This is a genomic window from Brevibacterium atlanticum, from assembly GCF_011617245.1.
In the GTDB taxonomy this organism is placed as follows: Bacteria; Actinomycetota; Actinomycetes; order Actinomycetales; family Brevibacteriaceae; genus Brevibacterium; species Brevibacterium atlanticum.
On the sequence record NZ_CP050152.1, the window covers coordinates 1476090 to 1497296 of the forward strand.

The window sequence follows — 21207 nt, forward strand, 5'->3', positions numbered from 1 at the left end:
CGACTTGCGAAGGATTCAACAATGTCGCAGACATCACCGACCGCCGTCATCGTCCTCGCCGCCGGCCAGGGAACCCGCATGAAGTCGGCGCTTCCCAAGGTGATGCATCCCATCGGAGGGCGCTCCCTGCTCCACCACGCCGTGTCCGCCGCGGCAGGCACCGCGCCCGCGCACCTCATCGTCGTCGTCCGTCACGAACGCGACCAGCTCGTCGCTCATCTCGACTCCCTGCCCCTGGCCTCCCAGCGCACCCTGCTCATCGCCGATCAGGACGAGGTCCCCGGCACCGGCCGGGCCACCGAATGCGCGCTCACCCAGCTGCCCGAGAACCTCACCGGCACCATCGTCGTCACCTACGGCGACGTTCCGCTGCTGACCACGGAGACCATCAACGGCCTCGTCGCCGTCCACGAATCCGCGTCCAATGCCGTGACCGTCCTGTCCGCCGAGGTGGACGACCCCACCGGGTACGGACGCATCGTCCGCGACGCGAACGGATCCCTGCTGCGCATCGTCGAACAGAAGGACGCCGACGAGACCGAACGCGCCATCAGCGAGATCAACTCCGGCATCTACGCCTTCGACGCTGCGGCGCTCAAGGAGGGTCTGGCCTCCCTGACGACCGACAACGCGCAGGGAGAGAAGTACCTCACTGACGTCATCGGCCACTCCCGCGAGGCCGGCCGTCCCGTCGCCGCCACCGCCACCGACGACCTGTGGCAGGTCGAAGGCGCAAACGATCGGGTGCAGCTGGCGCAGCTGGGCAAGGAGCTCAACCGCCGGCAGTGCGAGAAGTTCATGCGCGCCGGGGTCTCCATCATCGACCCCGACACCACCTGGATCGACGTCGACGTCGCGATCGGTCAGGACGTCACCGTCCTGCCCGGCACCCAGCTGCTCGGCGCCACCGACATCGCCGCCGGCGCCGTGATCGGACCGGACACCACTCTCAAGGACACCGAGGTGGGCGCAGGCGCCCACGTCGTGCGCACGCACGGTGAACTCGCCCGGATCGGCCCCGACGCCGACGTCGGACCGTTCGCCTACCTGCGACCGGGCACCAGCCTCGGCGAGGGTGGAAAGATCGGCACCTTCGTGGAGACGAAGAATGCCGACATCGGCAAGGGAGCGAAGGTTCCTCACCTGTCCTACGTCGGCGACGCCGAGATCGGCGAGGGCACGAACATCGGAGCCGCCTCGGTGTTCGTCAACTACGACGGCGTCAACAAGCACCGCACCGTCATCGGCAAGCACGCACGCATGGGCTCGGACAATATGTATGTCGCCCCTGTCACGGTGGGCGACGGCGCCTATTCGGGTGCGAGCACGACGGTGCGCAAGGATGTCCCTGCAGGAGCGTTGGCCATCTCGGTGGCCCCACAGCGCAACCTGGAGGGCTGGGTCCAAACCAATCGTCCCGGCACGTCTGCAGCGCAGGCGGCCGAAAACGCATCCGAAGGGGAACCGGATCAGTGAATGAGATAACGACGGCCGGCGACAAGAAGCTCGTCCTGGTCAGCGGTCGGGCGAATCCCGAACTCGCCGAACAAGTCGCGGAGAACCTGGGGACCGAACTCCTCCCCACCGACATCTACAACTTCGCCAACGGTGAGATCTACGTCCGGTACTCCGAGTCGGTCCGCGGCAGCGACGTCTTCGTCCTCCAGTCCCACTGCGCACCCATCAACGAATGGCTGATGGAGCAGCTGATCATGGTCGACGCCCTCAAGCGTGCCTCGGCCAAGCGGATCACGGTCATCGCACCGTTCTTCCCCTACGCCCGCCAGGACAAGAAGCACCGCGGACGCGAACCCATCTCCGCCCGCCTCGTCGCCGACCTCTACAAGACCGCCGGCGCCGACCGCATCATCACCGTCGACCTGCACACCGCGCAGATCCAGGGCTACTTCGACGGCCCCGTCGACCACCTCATCGCCATGCCGATCCTCGCCGGCTACGTCAAGGACAAGTACCCCGGCGATCTCGCCGTGGTCTCGCCCGACGCCGGCCGCATCAAGGTCGCCGAGAACTGGTCGAACGCACTCGGCGGAGTGCCCCTGGCGTTCATCCACAAGACCCGCGACATCACCCGCCCGAACGAGACCAAGGCCAACCGCGTCGTCGGTGAGGTCGAGGGACGCACCTGCGTGCTCGTCGACGACATGATCGACACCGGCGGCACCATCGTCCAGGCCGCCGACGCGTGCATGGCCGCCGGCGCCACCGGCGTCATCGTCGTGTCCACGCATGCGGTGTTCTCCGGCCCGGCCGTCGAACGCCTGTCGAACTCCGTGGCCCAAGAGGTCATCGTCACCAACACCCTGCCGCTGAGTGTGGACAAGACCTTCGACAAGCTCACCATCCTCTCGATCGCCCCGCTCATCGCCCGTGCCGTGCACGAAGTGTTCGAAGACGGATCGGTCACCAGCCTCTTCGAGGTCTGAGCCGACGACCTCCTGCCGCAGGCCTGCGAGGACAACGCGCCCCTGCGCGGACGTCGCGGCCGATCGCGGCGCACCGAACGAACCCCGAGTCGATCATCGACTCGGGGTTCGTCGTCTCCGCACCGTCTTCGTTCTACACTGGGAGGAAGCGACGAAGGGATCCGCGACGATGTCGTCACACGATTACAACCGGTACCGGGTCGACGTGGACGGCGGTCAGCTGTCCGTGGGGGTGTGGGAGCCCGTGGCCGCCGGGCCCGGGCATGTGCCCACGGTCTGCGTCATCCACGGCATCACCTCGAACCATCTGTTCTTCGCCGGTCTCGTCTCCGCTCTGCCCGAGGTCCGCGTCATCGGCCCCGACCTGCGTGGTCGCGCCGATTCCCGGACCCTGCCGGGACCGTTCGGCATGGCGGCCCACGCCCGTGACGTCCGCGCCGCGATCGACGCCTTCGCCCCTGAGGGACCAGTGGTCCTCGTCGGGCATTCGATGGGCGGCTTCGTTGCGATGACCCTCGCGGGGATGAGCGATGAGGATGACACCGGCGCCGAGGCGGCTCGACGTTTCCGCGGACCCGTGCTCATCGACGGCGGACTTCCGCTGCCCGTGGGGCAGCCGACCGGCGGTGACCCGGTCGATGACCTCAACGACGATGACCTCGACACCGACGATCTCATCGCCGCCGTGCTCGGCCCCGCCGCCGAGCGTCTGTCGATGAGCTTTGCCACGGTCGAGGAGTACCTCGCGTTCTTCGCCGCCCACCCGGCGTTCGTCGACGGACTCGACACCGTGGCCACTGAGAGCTTCGTCTACGACCTCGCGGCCAAGGACGACCATTCGTTCCAACCTTCCACCTCGGTCGAAGCCATGCAGTCCGATTCGGCCGACATGTACACCGGTTCCGCCTACGCCGATGCGCTGGCCACGGTGATGGGGGATAAGGATCGGCAGGGTGAGGTCGTCTTCCTCTTCGCCGAACGCGATCTCGTCGCCGCCGAACCCGGGCTCTATCCGCCCGAGCTCGTCGAGGACTACGCGAAACAGTGGCCGCGGCTGTCCGTCATCGACGTGCAGGGCACGAACCACTACGACATCCTGCTCACCGAGACCGGCATCGACGCCTGCGCCGATGCCGTCGTCGGTCGACTTGGTGCCGCCGCAGACAGTGCCGTAGACTAGTGGGGTTGCCTCGGCGAGGGAGACTGCTGTCTCCGTGATCGACGCGGCCGACGTCCCGCGAGCTGCACGAACCGATTCGGTTCGCCTGCTCACAGTTCGCAGCGGATCCAGGCTGTTTCGCCGTGGTGCTTGGAGATAAGTTCACCACGAAGGAGAGAAAATGGCTGACTTCAAACTTCTGGCCGAAGCTCGCAATGAGTTCGGCAAGGGCGCAGCACGTCGCATCCGCCGTGCGGGCCGCATCCCCGCCGTCGTCTACGGACACGGCGGCGACCCCGTCCACATCTCGCTCGAAGGCCACGCCACCATGATGGCCCTCAAGCACGCCAACGCCCTGCTCGAGATCGAGAGCACCGACGGCTCGAAGAACGTCCTGGCCATCGCCCGCGACGTCCAGATCGAACCCGTCCGTCGTGAGATCGAGCACCTCGACCTCATCATCGTCAAGCGCGGTGAGAAGATCGAGGTCGACGTTCCCGTCCACGTCGTCGGAGAGGCCGCTCCCGGCACCATGGTCTCGCAGGTCGAGTCGACGCTGCTCGTCCTCGCCGATGCGACCAAGCTGCCCGAGAGCCTCGAGGTCACCGTCGAGGGCCGCCCTGCAGGCGAGCACGTGCTCGCCGGCCAGGTCGAGCTGCCTGCCGGCGTCGAGCTCGTGGCCGATCCGGAGCAGCTCGTCGTCAACGTCTCCGAAGAGGCCGAGATGGACACCGAGTCCGACGCCGAGGAAGACGCCACCGAGGCAGAGTCGACCGACGAAGAGTCGACCGACGAGGAGTCCACCGAGGAAGAGAGCTCCGAAGAGGAGTGATTCCTCATCGTCGCGGTCCCGAGCGGTGTCGCGACGAGCTTCAACTGATGAGTGATTTCGGTGGGCCGTCCCTGTGGCGGCCCACCGAAGTCGTCTCTGTCGGGCAGCATCCGGACATCAGTTGGGCGGCCCGGCACGAGGGCAGCGGAGACCGGCCCTGCACGAGGGCGGCGAGACACCTGAGCGGCAGACACCAGGGGAGAGAACGGCAATGACGAACGAGGCATGGTTGGTATTCGGCCTGGGCAATCCGGGGCCGAAATACGAATCGACCCGTCACAACATCGGGCAGATGGTCGTGGCTGAGCTCGCTTCCCGCATCGGGACGACGCTGACCCGGACGAAGCTGCGCACGAATGTCGGCACCGGGCGACTGCCCAGCGGCAGCGTGCCGGGTGTGCCCGGACCCCGGGTGGTGCTGGGAACCTCGACCGGGTATATGAACGAATCCGGCGGGCCGGTGCGTCAGCTCGCCGACTTCTACGGCATTCCGACCGATCGGATCATCGCCGTCCACGACGACGTGGATATCCCCTTCGACACCATCAAGATCAAGCTCGGAGGGGGAGAGGGCGGACACAATGGTCTGCGGTCGATGACCTCCGTGCTGGGCACGAAGAGCTATCTGCGAGTTCGTGCCGGCGTCGGACGGCCTCCGGGTCGGCAGGACACCGCGGACTATGTGCTCCGCCCGTTCGCAAAGGCCGAGCGGGAGACGCTGCCGATCTTTCTCGCCGACCTTGCCGATGCTGTCGAGTCCCTCATCAACGAGGGTCTGGACACAGCGCAGCAGAAGTTCCACTCACGCTGAGTGAAGGGCCACGATGAGTGTAAGGGCACGACGCTGAGCGTACGAGCCCTGCGACGTGCGATCCGGCCTCAGCTCGTCTGGTCCGCCCCCGCACGCCTGCGGTGGAGCAGCCATGCGGCGAAGACGCCGCCGGCGAGCCCGAAGAGATGCCCCTGCCAGGAGATGTCGTTGGCCTGCGGGAGCATTCCGAAGATCATCGACGCACCATAGGTGACGAAGATGAAGAACCCGATGACGAAGTAGACGATTTTGCGCAGCATGTCATCGGTGAACCAGGTGCGCACGGCCAGATAGCCGAAGAATCCGAACACGATGCCCGAGGCCCCGATGATGTGGTGTCCGGGCAGGGTCGTCAGCCAGGCTCCGAGCCCGGAGGCCAGAGCGGTGATGGCCGTGACCTGCCAGAACCGGCGGGACCCCTCGACGGCGATGACGAGTCCGAGGACGAGGAAGGGGAACGTGTTGGCCATGAGATGGCCGAAGCCCGAATGCAGCAGCGGCGAGGTGACCAGGCCGTAGAGCGAGAGCGGATGCCAGGACTCGAGGCTGAACTGATCGAGATCGATCGGCAGGAGCGTGTCGACGATCTCGACGACCCACATGACCGCGAGCAGCACGAGCACCGGAACGAAGCGCGAGAGATGATGATCGCGGTTGACGCTCGTATTCAGGTGGGCGACCGGAGGGTTCGCCGAGCGACCGGAGTGGGGAGACCCGGCGGAGGAATCGGATCCGAAGAGGATCCGTGATTCCTCGTCGGAGAAACGGGGGGAGTGGTTGGAACTCATGGTCCAATTGTGGGTGATGAAGATTGGAGAACCCCGAAAATCCGCGGCCCGCGGGCAATCGTGATCGTTCCGTTAAGCCCGTTATCACTTCGCAATGTTCTCACGCTTGCCGGCTCTTCGTGGCCGGGCACTCGGGCCTCAGCTCTCGCGCTCGACTGCCTGTGTCGAACCGAGCGGCTCTCCGTCGGCGTCGAGAACTTCGACGACGATCGTCGACCCTTTCGGAGTGATGTCGGCCGCGGTCTCGAATCCGGAGCGCTCCACCTCGGTGTTCTCAGCCAGATGGTCTACGTCATCACCGCTGAGCACCCGCCAGGACGCGACCTCGGTGGCACCGTTCCAGCTCATATGGATGCGGGTGACGCCGGTCTGCGGCTCGGACTTCGTCGCGGTCGGCGGCGCGGTCGGTCGGGCATGCCAGTCGAAGCGATAGGCCCGGTAGTTCGATCCGCCGGTGAAGGTGAGGTCGCTCAGCAGCTTCCCGTCCTTGGAGAATTCGGAGACGAACGGCTCCGACCCCCAACCGACGACGACGTTGCCGTTGTCGAGCTCCTGCAGGTTGCCCTGACTGCCCGATGATCGATCGTCGGGGGCGGAGTATTCGGTGACCACCTCGGCGGTCCTGTCCTTCTCATCGACGTCGAGGCGCAGGCCGCGGGTATCGCCGAGGCGGGGCGCGGCGTGATTGTCGAAGAGCGTGATCGTCCCGTCCGCACGCCGGTGGGCGTCGTGCTGCCAGGCGAAGGTCGCGCCCTCGCCCATCTCGAAGTCCGAAGCTTTGCCGCCGAGGACCCAACGGAGGTCTGCGGTCTTCCGATCGAGCTGGTAGACCGCATGCATGTTGCGGGCGGAGACGAGGAGCGAATTCCCACCGTCGTCCTCGCTGACGGAATTGAGATGGATGTAGTCGTAGGGCTTGTCCTTCGTCCCCTCCCCGTCCTTGAGCTCGGCTTCGGATTCGTCGACGGGGACGTCGTCGAGTGAATGCCATTCGACGAGCGGCTCACCAGTGGCGATGTCGACCTCCTGGACTACGCCCTCCCAGACCCAGCCGTCGGCGTCACCGCCGACCGAGGACAGGTCCGTCTGCTTCTTGACGTAGGAGAGCAGGAACATAGTGTCGTCGTCGGTGATCGTCGTCTCGTGCAGGTCGGAGGTGTCCTTGGGCAGATCCCCGCCCATGCCGACTCGGGCGATCTCCTGATACGAAGTGTCGAGGACGACGACCTCTCCGGCGGTGTGCGGGGTCTCGGCCAGGCCCTCCCACCACGTGAGCACCGGTTCGCCCTGATACTGCTGAACCCGCAGGTCCCACAGGGTGCCCTCATTCTCACGGATCCACACCGGCTCTCCGTCCGCGTCGAGGATGAGGCCGCCGACCCAGGACTTCTCGTCGGTCTGTGTCTGGCCCTTCGGGGCGAGGAACAGATCCCCGTCGTCGGGGAACGAACCGGAGTCGATGTCGACCTTCGGCGATCCGAGATCCGGGCGAGAGTGGAAGTCCCACCGTTCGGCGACCTCGATGTCATCATCGGCATCGTTCGTGCAGCCCGAGAGCAGGAGAGCCGTGGCAGCCAGACCTGCAAGGACAGTTCTCCTCTTCGCCATGTGCTCATCCTCACACGTTTCGAACGGTTTCGCTCGACCCCGCACAGGCTGGGCCGTGTCCGCCCGGTGGCCTAGAATGTTCGGGTGCTCAACGGACTCGATCTCACACGCCAGAATCCCACCATCACCGAACTCGTCGGTGCCTTCAACGACCCGAGCACGAGCGGTGGGACGATCGACGCGATCAAGGGACTGTGGCCCTCGATCCTGCGCCGGACGGTGGCCTCGACTGGTGCGCCGCAGCTCATCGTCACGGCCACCACGCGTGAGGCAGAAGACCTCGCCGAGGCGCTCGCCGACTGGGTTCCGGCCGCATCGATCGCCGTCTTTCCCAGCTGGGAGACGCTGCCGCACGAGAAGCTGTCCCCGCGATCGGACACCGTCGGCCAACGCCTCGAGGTGCTCCGCCGCCTGACCCACCCGATCCCCGGTCGGGAACTGACCTTCGTCATCGCCCCCGTCCGCGCCTTCCTCCAGCCGTTGGCCAAGGGACTCGGCGACATCGAACCCGTCGAACTCTCCGTCGGCGACGAGTGCGAGATCGACGATCTGTCGCAGCGGCTGACCGAACTCGCTTATTCACGCGTCGACATGGTCTCCCGGCGCGGTGAATTCGCCGTCCGCGGCGGCATCGTCGACATCTTCCCTGCCACGGCCGAGCGGGCGCTGCGGGTGGAGTTCTTCGGCGATGAGGTCGATGAGATCCGCGAGTTCTCCGTCAGCGACCAACGGTCGATCCCCGCCGAAGACGGAGAAGAGCCACTGCGCCTCTCGGCGCCGCCGTGCCGCGAACTGCTCCTGACCGACTCGGTCCGCGCCCGTGCGCGTGAACTCGCCGAGACCGTGCCGAGCGCGGCAGACATGCTCGAGAAGATCGCCGGGGGAGTCGCCGTCGAAGGCATGGAATCCCTCTCCGCCGTCCTCGCCGACGGAATGGAGCCGATCATCGCGCTGCTGCCGTCTGCGTCGAAGATCATCATCACCGAGCCCGAACGCGCCGAGGCCCGCGCCGCGGACCTGGTGGAGACGACGAACGAATTCCTCGAGGCCGCCTGGGCCGGTGCCGCCGCCGGGGGAGAGTCCCCGATCGACCTGTCGGCCGCGACCTTCCGCACCGTCGCCGAGATGGCCGAGGGCGCTCGCCTCATCGGCCTGCCGTGGTGGGAGATCGGCGGCTTCGCCCACGATGAGGAGCTGGCGAGCCCGGAGGAGAACATCTTCGCCGTCCCCGCCCGGACGCCGAAGGGCTACGCCGGCGATGTCGAGGCGATCCTCGCCGACGTCAAGGGCCTCGTCCACGACAAATGGCGCATCCTTGTGCTCACCGAGGGCCCGGGGCCAGGCAGACGGATGGTCGAGGTGTTCTCCGAGGCCGGAGTACCCGCGAGCTTCGTCGAGGATCCCACCGACCTGCCCGAAGCCCTCGTCACCGTGACCACGGCGACCTCCTTCGGCGGCTTCGTCTTCGACGATCTCAGACTCGCCGTGCTCACCGAGGCCGATGTCCTCGGGCGGGCGGCGGCCACCTCGACGCGGGACATGCGACGCCTGCCCACCCGCCGCCGACGCAATCAGGTCGACCCGCTCAACCTGACCCCGGGCGACTACGTCGTCCACGATCAGCACGGCGTGGGCCGGTTCGTCGAGATGACGCAGCGGACCACGGGCAAGGGTGCGAACAAGCACACCCGCGAATACCTCATCATCGAGTACGCCCCGGCCAAACGCGGCCAGCCCGGCGACCGTCTCTACGTGCCCAGCGATGCCCTCGACCAGGTCACCCGCTACGTCGGTGGGGAGAACCCGAACCTCAACAAGATGGGCGGCGCCGACTGGCAGACGACGAAGGCGAAGGCACGCAAGGCCGTCAAGGAGATCGCCGGAGAGCTCATCCGCCTCTACTCGGCGCGGCAGGCCACCGTCGGCCATGCCTACGGTCCCGACACCCCATGGCAGCGCGAACTCGAAGACGCGTTCCACTACGTCGAGACCGCCGACCAGCTCACGACCATCGACGAGGTTAAGTCGGACATGGAGAAGACGGTGCCGATGGACCGTCTGATCTGCGGTGATGTGGGTTACGGCAAGACAGAGATCGCGGTGCGGGCCGCGTTCAAGGCGATCCAGGAGGGCAAACAGGTCGCCGTGCTCGTGCCGACGACCCTGCTCGTCCAGCAGCACTATGAGACCTTCGCCGAGAGGTATTCGGGATTCCCCGTCACCCTCGGTGCCCTGTCGCGGTTCCAGACCAAACAGGAATCCGAGAAGGTCAAGGAGGATCTCGCCGCCGGGAAGCTCGACCTCGTCATCGGCACCCACCGCCTCCTCAGCGGTGAGGTGAGGTTCAAGGACCTCGGACTGGTCATCATCGACGAGGAGCAGCGCTTCGGCGTCGAGCACAAGGAGACGCTCAAGGCGCTGCGGACGAACGTCGACGTGCTCGCGATGTCGGCGACCCCCATCCCGCGCACCCTGGAGATGGCGGTGACCGGCATCCGCGAGATGTCGACCCTGGCCACACCACCCGAGGAACGGCACCCGGTGCTGACCTACGTCGGCAGACGCGAGGACAAGCAGATCAAGGCCGCGATCCGTCGCGAGCTCATGCGTGAGGGCCAGGTCTTCTACATCCACAACCGGGTCCGCGACATCGAGGCGGTGGCCGGGCACATCGCTGAGATGGTGCCCGAGGCCAGAATCGCCATCGCCCACGGAAAGATGAACGAAACGCGGCTCGAGCAGGTCATCGTCGACTTCTGGGAGAAGAAATACGATGTGCTCGTATGCACGACGATCGTCGAGACCGGCATCGACATCGCGAATGCGAACACGCTCATCATCGACAACGCCGACAAGTACGGACTCTCTCAACTCCACCAGCTGCGCGGACGCGTCGGTCGAGGCCGCGAGCGCGCCTACGCCTACTTCCTCTACCCTCCGGACACTCAGCTGACCGAGACCGCCCACGACCGGCTGACCACGCTGGCTGCCCATACCGAACTGGGGGCGGGCATGCAGGTGGCGATGAAGGACCTCGAGATCCGCGGTGCCGGCAACCTCCTCGGCGGTCAGCAGTCCGGGCACATCGAGGGAGTCGGATTCGACCTCTACGTCCGCCTCGTCGGGGAAGCTGTGGCGAAGTTCCGCGGGGAAGACACCGAACCCGAGGCGGAGATGCGCATCGAACTGCCCGTCGACGCCCACCTGCCGGCCGACTACGTCGACCACGAGCGACTGCGCCTCGAGGCGTACCGGAAGCTCGCGGCTGCGGCCAACGAAGCCGAACTGCAGGAAGTCCTCGCCGAACTCGTCGACCGCTATGGACCCTACCCGGAGGCCGTCGGAGTGCTCGCCGACGTCGCCCGCCTGCGCATCCGCGCCCGGTCCTCGGGGGTCAGCGACATCGTCGTGCAGGGCAACTTCATCCGCTTCGGCCCGCTCGAACTCGCAGACTCCCAGGTGGTCAGGCTCAAACGCCTCTACCCGAAGTCGCTGCTCAAACCAGCGATCCGGTCAGTGCTCGTGCCCAAGCCGATGGCGGGCACCGGCTTCGACGCCAAGGAGATGACCGATTCGGACATCCTGCGGTGGGCACACCAGTTCCTCGACGCGATCGTGCCCGTCGTCGAGTCCGAAGCGACGGACGAGACCGCTGTGCAGAAGAGTTGAGAACTCCCCGACTGTTCTCGAATCGGTCGCACCACCGAGGCGGCAGTGGCGTAGAGTGCGAAATGCGGACCGATCCGCGGTAAGCGATACACCATTCGACGAAGGAGAATCGCCATGGGCGTTGACGACAAGTTCGAGAACAAGGCCGAAGACCTCGGCGGACGGGCCAAGGAGACCATCGGTGACGTCACCGGTGACGACGAGCTGAAGGCCGAAGGCGCCACCGATCAGCTCAAGGCCAAGGCCAAGGACATCGGCGAATCCGTCAAGGACTTCGGCGACTCGGTCAAGGACAAATTCTCGAAGTGAACGACGCAACGGCCCTCACCGCCTCGGTGGTGGGGGCCGTTCGTGTCGTCAGGAGGACGATTCGTGGAGGCATCCGCATCCGGACAGGGCCCGGCAACCCGGCAGGTGGTTGAGACGATGGCGACCCTGCGTCGACGCTGCCCCTGGTCGAGCCGGCAGGACCACCGCAGCCTCGAGAAGTACGCGCGCGAGGAGACCGAGGAACTCATCGTCGCACTCGAGGACTATGCCGACTCACCGAGTACGACTCATCGTGCGGCAGTGGTCGACGAACTCGGCGACGTGTTCTACCAGGTGCTCTTCCACTCCGCGCTGCTCGACGAAAGCGGCGGCCACGAATACGGGCACAGCCTCGGGACCATCATCGACGGCCTCGAGGAGAAGCTCATCCGCCGGCACCCGCTGGCCTTCGGCGACGATGCCGGAGATGAGATGCCCGACTTGGACGACGTCGAACGCGAATACCGCCGGATCAAGGCCGAAGAGAAGGCGGAAAGGAACGACGAGAACAACGTCGAGAGCCACCCGTCCGGGGAGCAGCAGTCCGAGGACGAGCAGCGATGAGCCTGGAACGGCTCGACATCGAAGGCACCTTCAACTTCCGCGACCTCGGAGGTGCGCCCACTCGGGCAGGGGATACGGCGGTGCGCCACGGGCTGGTGTTCCGCGCCGACGGCCTCGCTCAGCTGACCGATCGCGCGAGAGCGGATCTCGATGAGCTGGGCATTCAGACCGTCATCGACCTGCGTGACATCGGTGAACGGGCGAAGCTGCCCGACGCCGTCGACGGCCTCGACGTGCACCGGATCGAACTGCCGATCTTCGACGATCACTTCTTCCCCGCCCGTCCGCTGAGCGTCGACGAGATGAAAGCCGCAGCCGCCGCGTCCGGCATGGATCTCAGCGACCGCTCTCTGGAACGGATCTATGACCTCATGATCACGCACTTCGGCCACCGTCTGGCGCTCGCCGTCGATACGATCGCCGAGCACTGCGGGGTCGGAGTCGTCTTCCACTGCTCTGCCGGCAAGGACCGGACCGGGGTGGTGGGAGCATTCGTCCTCGACCTCCTCGGCGTGGGACGCAGCGCGATCGTCGACGAATACGCGATTACCTCCACTCATCTCTCCGACGGGTTCCTCGACTCGATCACCCGCGACTTCGCCGATGCGGGGATCTCCCGCAATCTCGCCGCCACCGCCACCGCCGCCCCACCCGGACTCATGCACGACCTCCTCGATCGGATCGATGCCGACTACGGGGCCGCCTCGGCGAAGGGAGAAGGCACCGGCGTCGGCGAGGGCCGCGCGTCCTCATCGAACGCGAACGACACCGGCGGGGGAGTGGAGGCGTACCTGCTCGCGCATGGGATGGACCCGTCGACTCCGCAGCGGCTGCGCGACTGCCTGCTCGAACCGGCGGCGAACACGGCGTGAGCCCGGCTACGCGGTGCATTAAGCTGTCCTGCAGGCGCATGTTCCCCATGTGAAACCCATAGCTAAGGAGTAATCAGTGGCTGAGATCGTTGCCGCAAATGCCCGCGAAATCCTGGATTCCCGGGGAAACCCCACCGTCGAGGTGGAAGTGCTGTTGGCCGATGAGTCCGTCGGCCGTGCCGACGTTCCCTCCGGTGCCTCCACCGGAGAGTTCGAAGCCGTCGAACTGCGCGACGGCGACCCCGAGCGTTACCTGGGCAAGGGTGTGACCCAGGCTGTCGACGCCGTCGTCGACGAGATCCACGAAGCCATCATCGGCCTCGAGAGCGACGATCAGCGTCTGGTCGACCAGGCCCTCATCGAGCTCGACGGGACCGACAACAAGTCCCGCCTCGGCGCGAACGCGATGCTCGGCGCCTCCCTGGCCGTGGCCCGAGCGGCCGCAGTCTCGGCAGACCTGCCGCTCTACCGCTACCTCGGCGGACCGAACGCCCACGTCATGCCCGTGCCGATGATGAACATCCTCAACGGCGGTTCGCACGCCGACTCGAACGTCGACATCCAGGAATTCATGATCGCCCCGATCGGTGCGGCCAGCTTCCGCGAGGCGCTGCAGTGGAGCGTCGAGGTCTACCACGCACTCAAGGGCGTGCTCAAGGAACGCGGACTGTCCACCGGACTCGGCGATGAGGGCGGATTCGCTCCGAACCTCGACTCGAACGCCGCGGCACTCGATCTCATCCTCGAGGCCATCGACATCGCCGGCCACCGTCCCGGACGGGACATCGCCGTCGCCCTCGATGTGGCCTCCTCCGAGTTCTACAACGACGGCGTCTACGACTTCGAAGGCGGAAAGAAGACCGCCGAGGAGATGGCCGCCTACTACGAGGAGCTGCTCGCGAAGTACCCGCTCGTCTCCATCGAGGACCCGCTGGACGAGAACGACTGGGACGGCTGGGCGACGCTGACCGAGACGATCGGTTCGAAGGTCCAGCTCGTCGGCGACGACCTGTTCGTGACCAACCCCGAGCGTCTGCAGCGCGGCATCGACAATGCCACCGCGAACTCGCTGCTGGTCAAGGTCAACCAGATCGGCACCCTCACCGAGACCCTCGACGCCGTGTCCCTGGCACAGACCAACGGGTACACGACGATGATCTCGCACCGCTCGGGCGAGACCGAGGACACGACGATCGCCGACCTCGCCGTAGCCACGAACGCCGGCCAGATCAAGGCCGGAGCACCCGCCCGGTCCGAGCGCGTCGCCAAATACAACCAGCTGCTGCGCATCGAAGAACAGCTCGGTGACGCCGCCCGCTACGCCGGACGCAAGGCGTTCCCGCGCTTCGAAGCCTGAGGCGGACTCGCGCGTCAGGGCCTGAAGCGCGTGCCGGTTCACACCGGAATCGCCGAGGTGGAGCCGAACCTTGCTGCTGAGGCGGGGTCTGAGTGATCATCATCGATCGCTCAGGCCCCGGCTCGGTGCATTGGGGCGTTCGTACGATCGCCCGAACGCGCGAACACGCCACGGGGTTCAAATCCTCGCGCTGCGCATGCGGACACGGCAGACTTGGAGTTGTTGCGACACACTTCCCCGATCCCCAGTCGCAGAGGAAAGAAGCATGGTCCCGAGCAAGCCCAGACGCAGTGCCCCGAAATCGGCTCCTGGCAAAGCCTCCCCTCGTCGACGGCCGAAACCCGTCGTCGAGGCCGACGAGTCCGCCGAGGTCCGCGGCCGTCGCATGTCCTGGCGCACCGGAATGTTTCTCCTCGTCATCGCCATCGTCCTCTTCGCCTTCCTCTCGCCGCTGAACTCCGCACTCAAACAGGCCCAACAGATCGCGGCCCTGAACAACGAGATCGAAACCACGAAATCCGAGGTCAAGAGCCTCGAGCAGAAGAACGAGAACCTCAAGGACCCGGACTACATCAAACGCAAAGCCCGGGAGGACCAGTACTACGTGGAGAAGGGCAAGAACGCGGTCATCGTCACCAACCAGGAAGCCGTCGCCGAGGATTCGAAGTCCGAGGAGCCGGTTCGCAAGCAAGCCTGGTACCTTGAGTTGCTGGAGTCGATTCAAGAGGTCGGCAATACCGTGGAGAAGAACTGATGATCACAGAATGCACCGAGGCGGATTTCGCGACCCTGCAGGGTCAGCTCGGACGCATTCCCCGCGGCGTCGTCGGCATCGCCGCCCGCAGTGCCACCGGTGAGCCGCTCGTCGTCGCCACCGCCCCGCGTCTCGAGGACGGCACCCCGTTCCCGACGACCTTCTACCTCACCCACCCCGCCTACGTCGCCGAATGCTCCCGGCTGGAAGCCTCGGGAATCATGGCCGAATGGACGACTGAGGTCGCCGCGGACGAGGACCTCGCGGCCGCCTATGCCGCCGCCCACCGGGCCTACCTCGATGTCCGCTCCGAGATCGGAGCCGCAGCCGGCCTCGCCGAGGTCGAGGAGATCAAGGACTACTCGGCCGGCGGAATGCCCACCCGAGTCAAATGCCTGCACGCACTCGTCGGACACTCGCTGGCAACCGGGCCCGGGGTCAACCCGATCGGTGACCGTGCGCTGTCGTTCATGGACGACGTCCCGCCCGTCGCCGAGGCTGGAGCTCCGGATCCCGCCGACGCTTCCGCGCCCGATGCCACCACCGCCCGAACCGACTGACGAGGATCCGATCATGCGCATTGCTGCCTTCGACTGCGGGACGAACTCCCTGCGCCTGCTCATTGCCGATGTCGTCGATGGGACACTCACCGACCTCCGTCGCGAGACCCGCATCGTCCGCCTCGGCCAAGGCGTGGACGCGACGGGTGAGTTCGCGCCCGAGGCCCTCGAGCGCACCTTCGCCGTGGCGCGGGAATTCGCCGAGGTGGCCGCTGAGTACCAGCCGGAGAAGCTGAGATTCGTCGCGACATCGGCCAGCCGCGACGTGAAGAACCGCGACGAGTTCTTCGCCGGCATCTTCGAGATCCTCGGCATCGTCCCCGACGTCATCACCGGTGACGAAGAAGCTCGCCTGTCCTTCCTCGGTGCTACCGCGAACCTGTCCGGCGCCGAAGCCCCCTTCGTCGTCATGGACCTCGGTGGAGGGTCGACCGAACTCGTTCTCGGCACCGACGACGTCGACGCCGCGGTGAGCATGGACATCGGATCCGTGCGCCTGACCGAGCGGCACATGCCCGTCGAATCCCCTGACGACACTCAGATCCGGGCCGCGCTGACCGACATCGACGCTCAGCTCGACCAGGCGGCACAGATCGTCGACTTCTCCGCCCCACGCACCTTCATCGGTGTCGCCGGCACTGTCACCACCATCACCGCAGGCATCCTCGGACTCGAGAGCTACCAGCGCGAACGCATCCACGGCGCCCATATCAGCGTGGCCGACATCGCCGGCGAATCGCGCAGGCTGCTGGCCATGGATCGCAGCTCTCGGGCGGCACTTCCGTACATGCACCCGGGTCGCGTCGATGTCATCGGAGCCGGCTCCCTGCTCTTCGCCCGCATCGTCCAACGCTTCGAGACGGCAGTGGCCGCGGCGGGCGGTCAGCTGGACATCCGCATCTCGGAGACCGACATCCTCGACGGGACCGCGCTCGACCTTGCGCTGACGAGCTCGTGAGAGCCGCCGCCCGACTCGCCACAGTCACCGCGCTCATCCTCGGCCTCGTCGTCGGCACCACACAGCCGGTCATCGCGGCCCCGAAGGCCGGACCTGGCCAGTGGTTCATCAAGGACTACGGCATCGACAAGGTGTGGAAGACCTCGACCGGCAAAGGCGTCAAGGTCGCCGTCATCGACTCCGGCGTCAACACCGACCACGAGGACCTCGACGGTGTGGTGACGAAGGCCATGGACTTCAGCGGACTCGGCAAGGACGGGACGACCCCGATCGGCGGATCGACGACGATCCACCACGGAACCGCCGTCGCCGGAGTCATCGCTGGTCAGGGCACGGGAGCAGGACCGACCGGTGTCGCCCCCGATGCGCAGATCCTCTCCGCATCGATGTGGCTGGGCCCGGACCGACCGAAGGAATCCGGCTCGACCCGCGAACAGGCCGACAAGGCCATGCGCTGGGCCGTCGACTCCGGAGCGAAGGTCATCAACATGTCCTTGGGGTGGGACGATCCGGGCTGGCCGGAGAGCTGGGACAAGTCGTTCGAGTACGCCTATAAGAAGGACGTGCTCGTCGTCGCCTGCGTCGGCAACGCCTCACAGGGAGCGACACAGGCATGGTCGCCCTCAACGGTGCCGGGAGTCATCGGCGTCGGCGGACTGGACAAGAGCGGCAAGGTGCTCGACGACTCCACGGCCCCGGGTACGGCCGTCGACCTCATGGGCCCGGCCAAGGACATTCCGATTCCCTACTACAGCGGCGGATACGCCGAAGGACAGGGCTGTTCCTTCGCGGCCCCGATCGTCTCCGGAGTCGCCGCGCTGATGCGGGCCGACAATCCGAAGCTCAGCGCCGACGAGGTCCGGGCGAAGCTGCAGTCGAGCGCGAAACCGGTCTCCGGCCACAAGGGTGTGACCAAGAAGGGCAAGCCCGATCCGATCGTCGGGTGGGGCCGACTCGACCCGAAAGCGGCACTCAAATCCAAGACTCCCGGCAACGCGCCTTCTGCTGAGAAGGAGCTCGAGGACTGGGTGAAGATGCACCGGCGCGGTGATGCGACAACCGAAGAGACGGAGACGGCGTCACCGGATGAGACCGAGGGTCCGCAGGCAGTGGCTCCGACCGATATCGCCGCCACCCAGTCGACGCCTGTTCTCGGATTCGCCGCTCTCGGCGTCGGTGCGCTGCTCGCGCTCGGCCTCATCGTGGCCTCGATCATCACCTTTGCTCGCCGCCGACGCTGACGAGGAGGAGCGAAATGTGCTCTGATCTGCGGTGTTCGAACCTTGTGAGAAAACAATTAGTGAAAGTTTTCACAAGGGTCTAGCATGGGCATATGGCACTCATCAGAAACTCGAAACTGCGTCCACGAATCCTCGTCGTCGGTGGGGGCTCCGTCGGTCTCCTCGCCGCTCAGAATCTGCTGAAGAACCTCGGACGGGGCGAAGCCACCGTCACCGTGGTCGATCCCAACCCGTACATGACCTACCTGCCGTTCCTCCCCGAGGTGGCGGCTGGTTCGATCGAGCCCCGTCACGCCGTTGTGCCGCTGCGTCGCAATCTGCCGGGCGCCGAGGTCATCACCGCGAAGGTCACCTCGATCAACCACGCTGAGAAGTTCGCCACCATCGAACCTGAGAACGATGAGGCATTCGAGCTCGACTACGATCACATCATCCTCGCCTCCGGTTCGGTCGCTCGTGCGCTGCCGATCCCGGGCCTGAAGGAGAACGCGATCGCCCTCAAGCGCATCGAGGAAGCCGTCGCACTGCGCGACCACCTCCTCTCCCGTCTTGCCGACGCTGCGCTCATGGAAGACGACGAAGAGCGTCGCAAGGCACTGACCTTCGTCTTCGTCGGCGGCGGTTTCGCCGGCATCGAGCTGCTCACCGAACTCGAGGACATGGTCCGTTCGGCGATTGCCCAGTACGAGACCCTCACCGAGGCCGACGTCCGCTTCGTCCTCGTCGAGGCTCTCGGCCGCGTCATGCCCGAGGTCGGCGAGGCGCAGGCCCGCTGGGTCGTCGAGCACATGCGCGAACGCGGCATCGACGTCTACCTCGAGACCTTCCTCCAGGACTGCACCGACAAGCACATCAAGCTCTCGAACGGCGAAGAGTTCGACGCCGACACCATCGTGTGGTCGGCCGGCGTCAAGGCCAACCCGATGCTCATCGACTCCGACCTGCCGATCAACGAACGCGGCAACGTCACCGTTCGTGCGGATCTGCGCGTCGAGGGCGATGACGGTGTCGTCGAGGGTGCTTGGGCCGCCGGCGACAACGCTGCAGTCCCCGACCTCTCCGGCGGCGGCGTAGCTGGCTTCTGCGTGCCCAACGCTCAGCACGCTGTGCGTCAGGCTCCCGTGCTGGCCGCCAACGTCCTCGCCGCTCTGCGCGGAGAGACCGAGTTCAAGCAGTACTTCCACAAGACGATCGGCACGGTCGCCGGTCTCGGACTGTACAAGGGCGTTTCGCAGATGGGCGACTTCGAAGCTCGTGGACTCCTCGCGTGGCTCATGCACCGCGCCTACCACGGCTACGCCATCCCGACCCTTGATCGCAAGGTCCGGGTCTTCGGCAACTGGTTCCTCAGCGCCGTCCTCGGCCGCGATGCCATGCCGTTGGCCGACCTCGACGTGCCGCGGAAGAACTTCGTCGAAGCCGCGAACTCGAAGCCGGCTCCGAAGAAGGAACCCAAGGAAGCCGCCAAGGCCTGAGTCTCAGACCTGGTGAGACGAACGACCCCGGGATGCCGATGAGGCATCCCGGGGTCGTCTGATATCCGCCGAGGTTGTTCCCCGTCACTGGGTTCGGTCCGCTGCAGCTCGCAGTGAGGGGGGCGCCTCGGTGATGGTGCGATCAGTTCGCGACGGTGAACCGGGCGTCGATGTGCGCAGGTGTGACGATCTCATCGACCATCGCCACGGCGAAGTCCTCGGCCGAGATCGCGTTTCCGGCTGGAACCTCGAGCTCGGACTTGTACGATCCTGTGCGCTCACCGGGGGCGATCTCCGGGGCGGGGGAGATGAGCGTCCACGGCGACCAATTTCCGGCGCGCAGGAGCTCGAGAGCCTTCGTGCCGGTCTCCGACTCGGCCTTGTACGCGGCGGGGAAGCCCTCGGTGTCCTTGAGCATGGTGTCGCCGACCCACAGTGATCCGGCTCCGCCGACGACGAAGACGCGAGTGTCTCCGCTGTTCTCGGCCAGTGTCTTCAGCGCATCGAGCCACTCCTGATGATCGCCACCCGTGCGGCTGGGACCGGTAGTGGAGACGATGATGTCATGTTCAGCGGCGATCGTGGCATCGAATTCCGGGTCGGCCATGTCTCCCTTGAGGTTGCGGACGGCACCGGGCACGTCGCTGCCCGAGCGCGTGATGGCAGTGACGTCGAGGCCGCGGCCGGCCGCCTCGGCGGTGACGCGGGAGCCGATCATTCCGGATGCTCCGAAGAGTGCGATCTTCATGGTGTGTTCCTTTCTGCAGACGCCGCGGTGACGGCGCCGAGGTGGTTCCTCCTGTGCTGACATCATGACGCTATCGTTTGGAAACCGAGTACCTCAAAGATACTATTGGGGTGTGAAGATCAGAGATTCCTGGGAAGGCGACGCCTTCGACCCCGAATGCCCCACTCGTGTCGTCCTCGACCGCGTCGGCGACAAGTGGACGGTGCTCATCATCGAGATCCTCGATGACGGCCCGAAGCGGTTCGGTGAGATCCGACAGTCGATCGGCGGCATCACTCCGAAGGTGCTCACCTCGACGCTGCGATCGCTCGTTGCTGACGGGCTCGTGACCAGGCAGTCCTTTGGTGAAGTGCCGCCGCGCGTGGAGTATTCGCTCACCGCACTCGGCCGCTCGCTCCAGGCTCCCGTGACCGCTCTGCGGCGGTGGGCCGAGCTCAATGTCGCCGAGGTGATCGACAATCGCGATCGCCGGGCCGAGCTCGACCTCGCTCAGTAGTCGCTGGCGGCTTCACCGGTTGCTGGCGAGTTCACCGAGCGTGGTGACGAACTCCCGCAGTCGGCCGGCCACCCGGTAGACCCGCGGCGAACCCGAATGCACCCAATTGTTGGTGATGATCGAGGCGCTGCCGCCGTTCGTCGCCACCTTGAACTCGCTGACGTCGAGGGTCGCCAGGTGATCCTCGCCGAGGCGGCGCCGCAGTGCCGGTCCCATCTGCACCCAGTGGTCGGCGGCCTCGAAATCGATGTCCGTCCAGTCGGCTCCCGCTTCCCGGTAGGCGAGGGGGCGGTTGGGTGCGCTGATGCAATCGCTGAGCGACGGTGCTTCGGGGTTGGTGTCAGAATCGGGGCCGGGGCTGGAGTTGGAGTCGTCCTCGGCAACGCTGTCGACGTCGAGGAGTACGGCCGGTCCAGCCGCCTCGGCGAGCCGCGGGTCATGGGTCCCATCGACGAACTGTGGCCGACCACCGACGGTGAGAAGTATGGGGGTCATCACACTATTCTGCCCGCTCGGGCTGGAAGATGTGATTTTGCACTCTCCTGAACGGTGTTCAATAATG

20 protein-coding genes are annotated in these 21207 nt (G+C 66.0%); 16 read left to right on the forward strand and 4 right to left on the reverse strand.

The features are described from left to right. The first annotated feature begins 21 nt into the window (after positions 1–21). From glmU to pth, 5 genes are all read left to right on the forward strand, one after another. Complete coding sequence (glmU, locus tag GUY23_RS06505) at positions 22–1476, forward strand: bifunctional UDP-N-acetylglucosamine diphosphorylase/glucosamine-1-phosphate N-acetyltransferase GlmU (protein ID WP_166970751.1); 1455 nt, start codon at positions 22–24, stop codon at positions 1474–1476. Then, positions 1473–2444 (forward strand): ribose-phosphate diphosphokinase, encoded by a 972-nt coding sequence (locus GUY23_RS06510; RefSeq protein ID WP_166970753.1) that lies wholly within the window; start codon positions 1473–1475, stop codon positions 2442–2444. Before glmU ends, GUY23_RS06510 begins: the two co-directional genes overlap by 4 nt. 169 nt (positions 2445–2613) lie before the next feature. Continuing rightward, positions 2614–3624: an alpha/beta fold hydrolase gene (locus tag GUY23_RS06515; RefSeq protein WP_166970755.1), complete on the forward strand. Its 1011-nt coding sequence runs from the start codon at positions 2614–2616 to the stop codon at positions 3622–3624. A gap of 160 nt (positions 3625–3784) precedes the next feature. Further along, a complete protein-coding gene (locus tag GUY23_RS06520) occupies positions 3785–4435 on the forward strand; it encodes a 50S ribosomal protein L25/general stress protein Ctc (protein ID WP_166970757.1) in 651 nt (216 codons plus the stop codon). Between the two features lie 211 nt (positions 4436–4646). Beyond that, positions 4647–5246, forward strand: a complete 600-nt coding sequence (gene pth, locus GUY23_RS06525) for an aminoacyl-tRNA hydrolase (RefSeq protein ID WP_166970759.1) — start codon at positions 4647–4649, stop codon at positions 5244–5246. Positions 5247–5314: 68 nt separating this feature from the next. Here pth and GUY23_RS06530 read toward each other — a convergent pair whose 3' ends face one another. Both GUY23_RS06530 and GUY23_RS06535 read right to left on the reverse strand, forming a co-directional pair. Further along, positions 5315–6034 carry a rhomboid family intramembrane serine protease gene (locus tag GUY23_RS06530; protein WP_166970761.1) on the reverse strand — a complete coding sequence of 240 codons (720 nt, stop codon included), beginning with the start codon at positions 6032–6034 and terminating at the stop codon, positions 5315–5317. A gap of 138 nt (positions 6035–6172) precedes the next feature. Then, complete coding sequence (locus tag GUY23_RS06535) at positions 6173–7642, reverse strand: arylsulfotransferase family protein (RefSeq protein ID WP_166970763.1); 1470 nt, start codon at positions 7640–7642, stop codon at positions 6173–6175. 84 nt (positions 7643–7726) lie between these two features. Here GUY23_RS06535 and mfd point away from each other — a divergent pair, with 84 nt between their 5' ends. From mfd to GUY23_RS06585, 10 genes are all read left to right on the forward strand, one after another. Further along, positions 7727–11311, forward strand: coding sequence for a transcription-repair coupling factor (gene mfd, locus GUY23_RS06540; protein ID WP_166970765.1), 3585 nt, complete (start codon positions 7727–7729; stop codon positions 11309–11311). Between the two features lie 114 nt (positions 11312–11425). Continuing rightward, complete coding sequence (locus GUY23_RS06545; protein ID WP_166970767.1) at positions 11426–11620, forward strand: CsbD family protein; 195 nt, start codon at positions 11426–11428, stop codon at positions 11618–11620. Positions 11621–11683: 63 nt separating this feature from the next. After that, a complete protein-coding gene (locus GUY23_RS06550; RefSeq protein ID WP_228282769.1) occupies positions 11684–12184 on the forward strand; it encodes a MazG nucleotide pyrophosphohydrolase domain-containing protein in 501 nt (166 codons plus the stop codon). Further along, positions 12181–13056, forward strand: a complete 876-nt coding sequence (locus tag GUY23_RS06555) for a tyrosine-protein phosphatase (RefSeq protein WP_166970769.1) — start codon at positions 12181–12183, stop codon at positions 13054–13056. Before GUY23_RS06550 ends, GUY23_RS06555 begins: the two co-directional genes overlap by 4 nt. 76 nt (positions 13057–13132) lie before the next feature. Further along, positions 13133–14413, forward strand: a complete 1281-nt coding sequence (eno, locus tag GUY23_RS06560) for a phosphopyruvate hydratase (protein ID WP_166970771.1) — start codon at positions 13133–13135, stop codon at positions 14411–14413. 265 nt (positions 14414–14678) lie between these two features. Further along, positions 14679–15167 (forward strand): FtsB family cell division protein, encoded by a 489-nt coding sequence (locus GUY23_RS06565; protein WP_166970772.1) that lies wholly within the window; start codon positions 14679–14681, stop codon positions 15165–15167. Beyond that, positions 15167–15727, forward strand: a complete 561-nt coding sequence (locus GUY23_RS06570; RefSeq protein WP_166970774.1) for a DUF501 domain-containing protein — start codon at positions 15167–15169, stop codon at positions 15725–15727. The genes GUY23_RS06565 and GUY23_RS06570 overlap by 1 nt, the downstream gene beginning before the upstream one ends. Positions 15728–15740: 13 nt before the next feature. Continuing rightward, the gene (locus GUY23_RS06575; protein ID WP_166970776.1) at positions 15741–16685 is read left to right on the forward strand and encodes a Ppx/GppA phosphatase family protein; all 945 of its coding nucleotides are present in this window, start codon (positions 15741–15743) and stop codon (positions 16683–16685) included. Further along, positions 16682–17926 (forward strand): S8 family peptidase, encoded by a 1245-nt coding sequence (locus GUY23_RS06580; protein WP_166970778.1) that lies wholly within the window; start codon positions 16682–16684, stop codon positions 17924–17926. Before GUY23_RS06575 ends, GUY23_RS06580 begins: the two co-directional genes overlap by 4 nt. A 92-nt stretch (positions 17927–18018) precedes the next feature. After that, positions 18019–19401 carry an NAD(P)/FAD-dependent oxidoreductase gene (locus GUY23_RS06585; RefSeq protein WP_166970780.1) on the forward strand — a complete coding sequence of 461 codons (1383 nt, stop codon included), beginning with the start codon at positions 18019–18021 and terminating at the stop codon, positions 19399–19401. A 142-nt stretch (positions 19402–19543) separates the two neighbouring features. Here GUY23_RS06585 and GUY23_RS06590 read toward each other — a convergent pair whose 3' ends face one another. Beyond that, positions 19544–20149, reverse strand: coding sequence for an NAD(P)-dependent oxidoreductase (locus GUY23_RS06590; RefSeq protein WP_166970782.1), 606 nt, complete (start codon positions 20147–20149; stop codon positions 19544–19546). Between the two features lie 112 nt (positions 20150–20261). Here GUY23_RS06590 and GUY23_RS06595 point away from each other — a divergent pair, with 112 nt between their 5' ends. Further along, positions 20262–20645 carry a winged helix-turn-helix transcriptional regulator gene (locus tag GUY23_RS06595; RefSeq protein ID WP_228282770.1) on the forward strand — a complete coding sequence of 128 codons (384 nt, stop codon included), beginning with the start codon at positions 20262–20264 and terminating at the stop codon, positions 20643–20645. Between the two features lie 12 nt (positions 20646–20657). On the opposite strand, the gene GUY23_RS06600 is transcribed toward GUY23_RS06595, so the two are convergent. After that, entirely contained in the window at positions 20658–21140 is a 483-nt protein-coding gene (locus GUY23_RS06600; protein WP_166970786.1) for a hypothetical protein, read from the reverse strand. Positions 21141–21207: the final 67 nt, after the last annotated feature.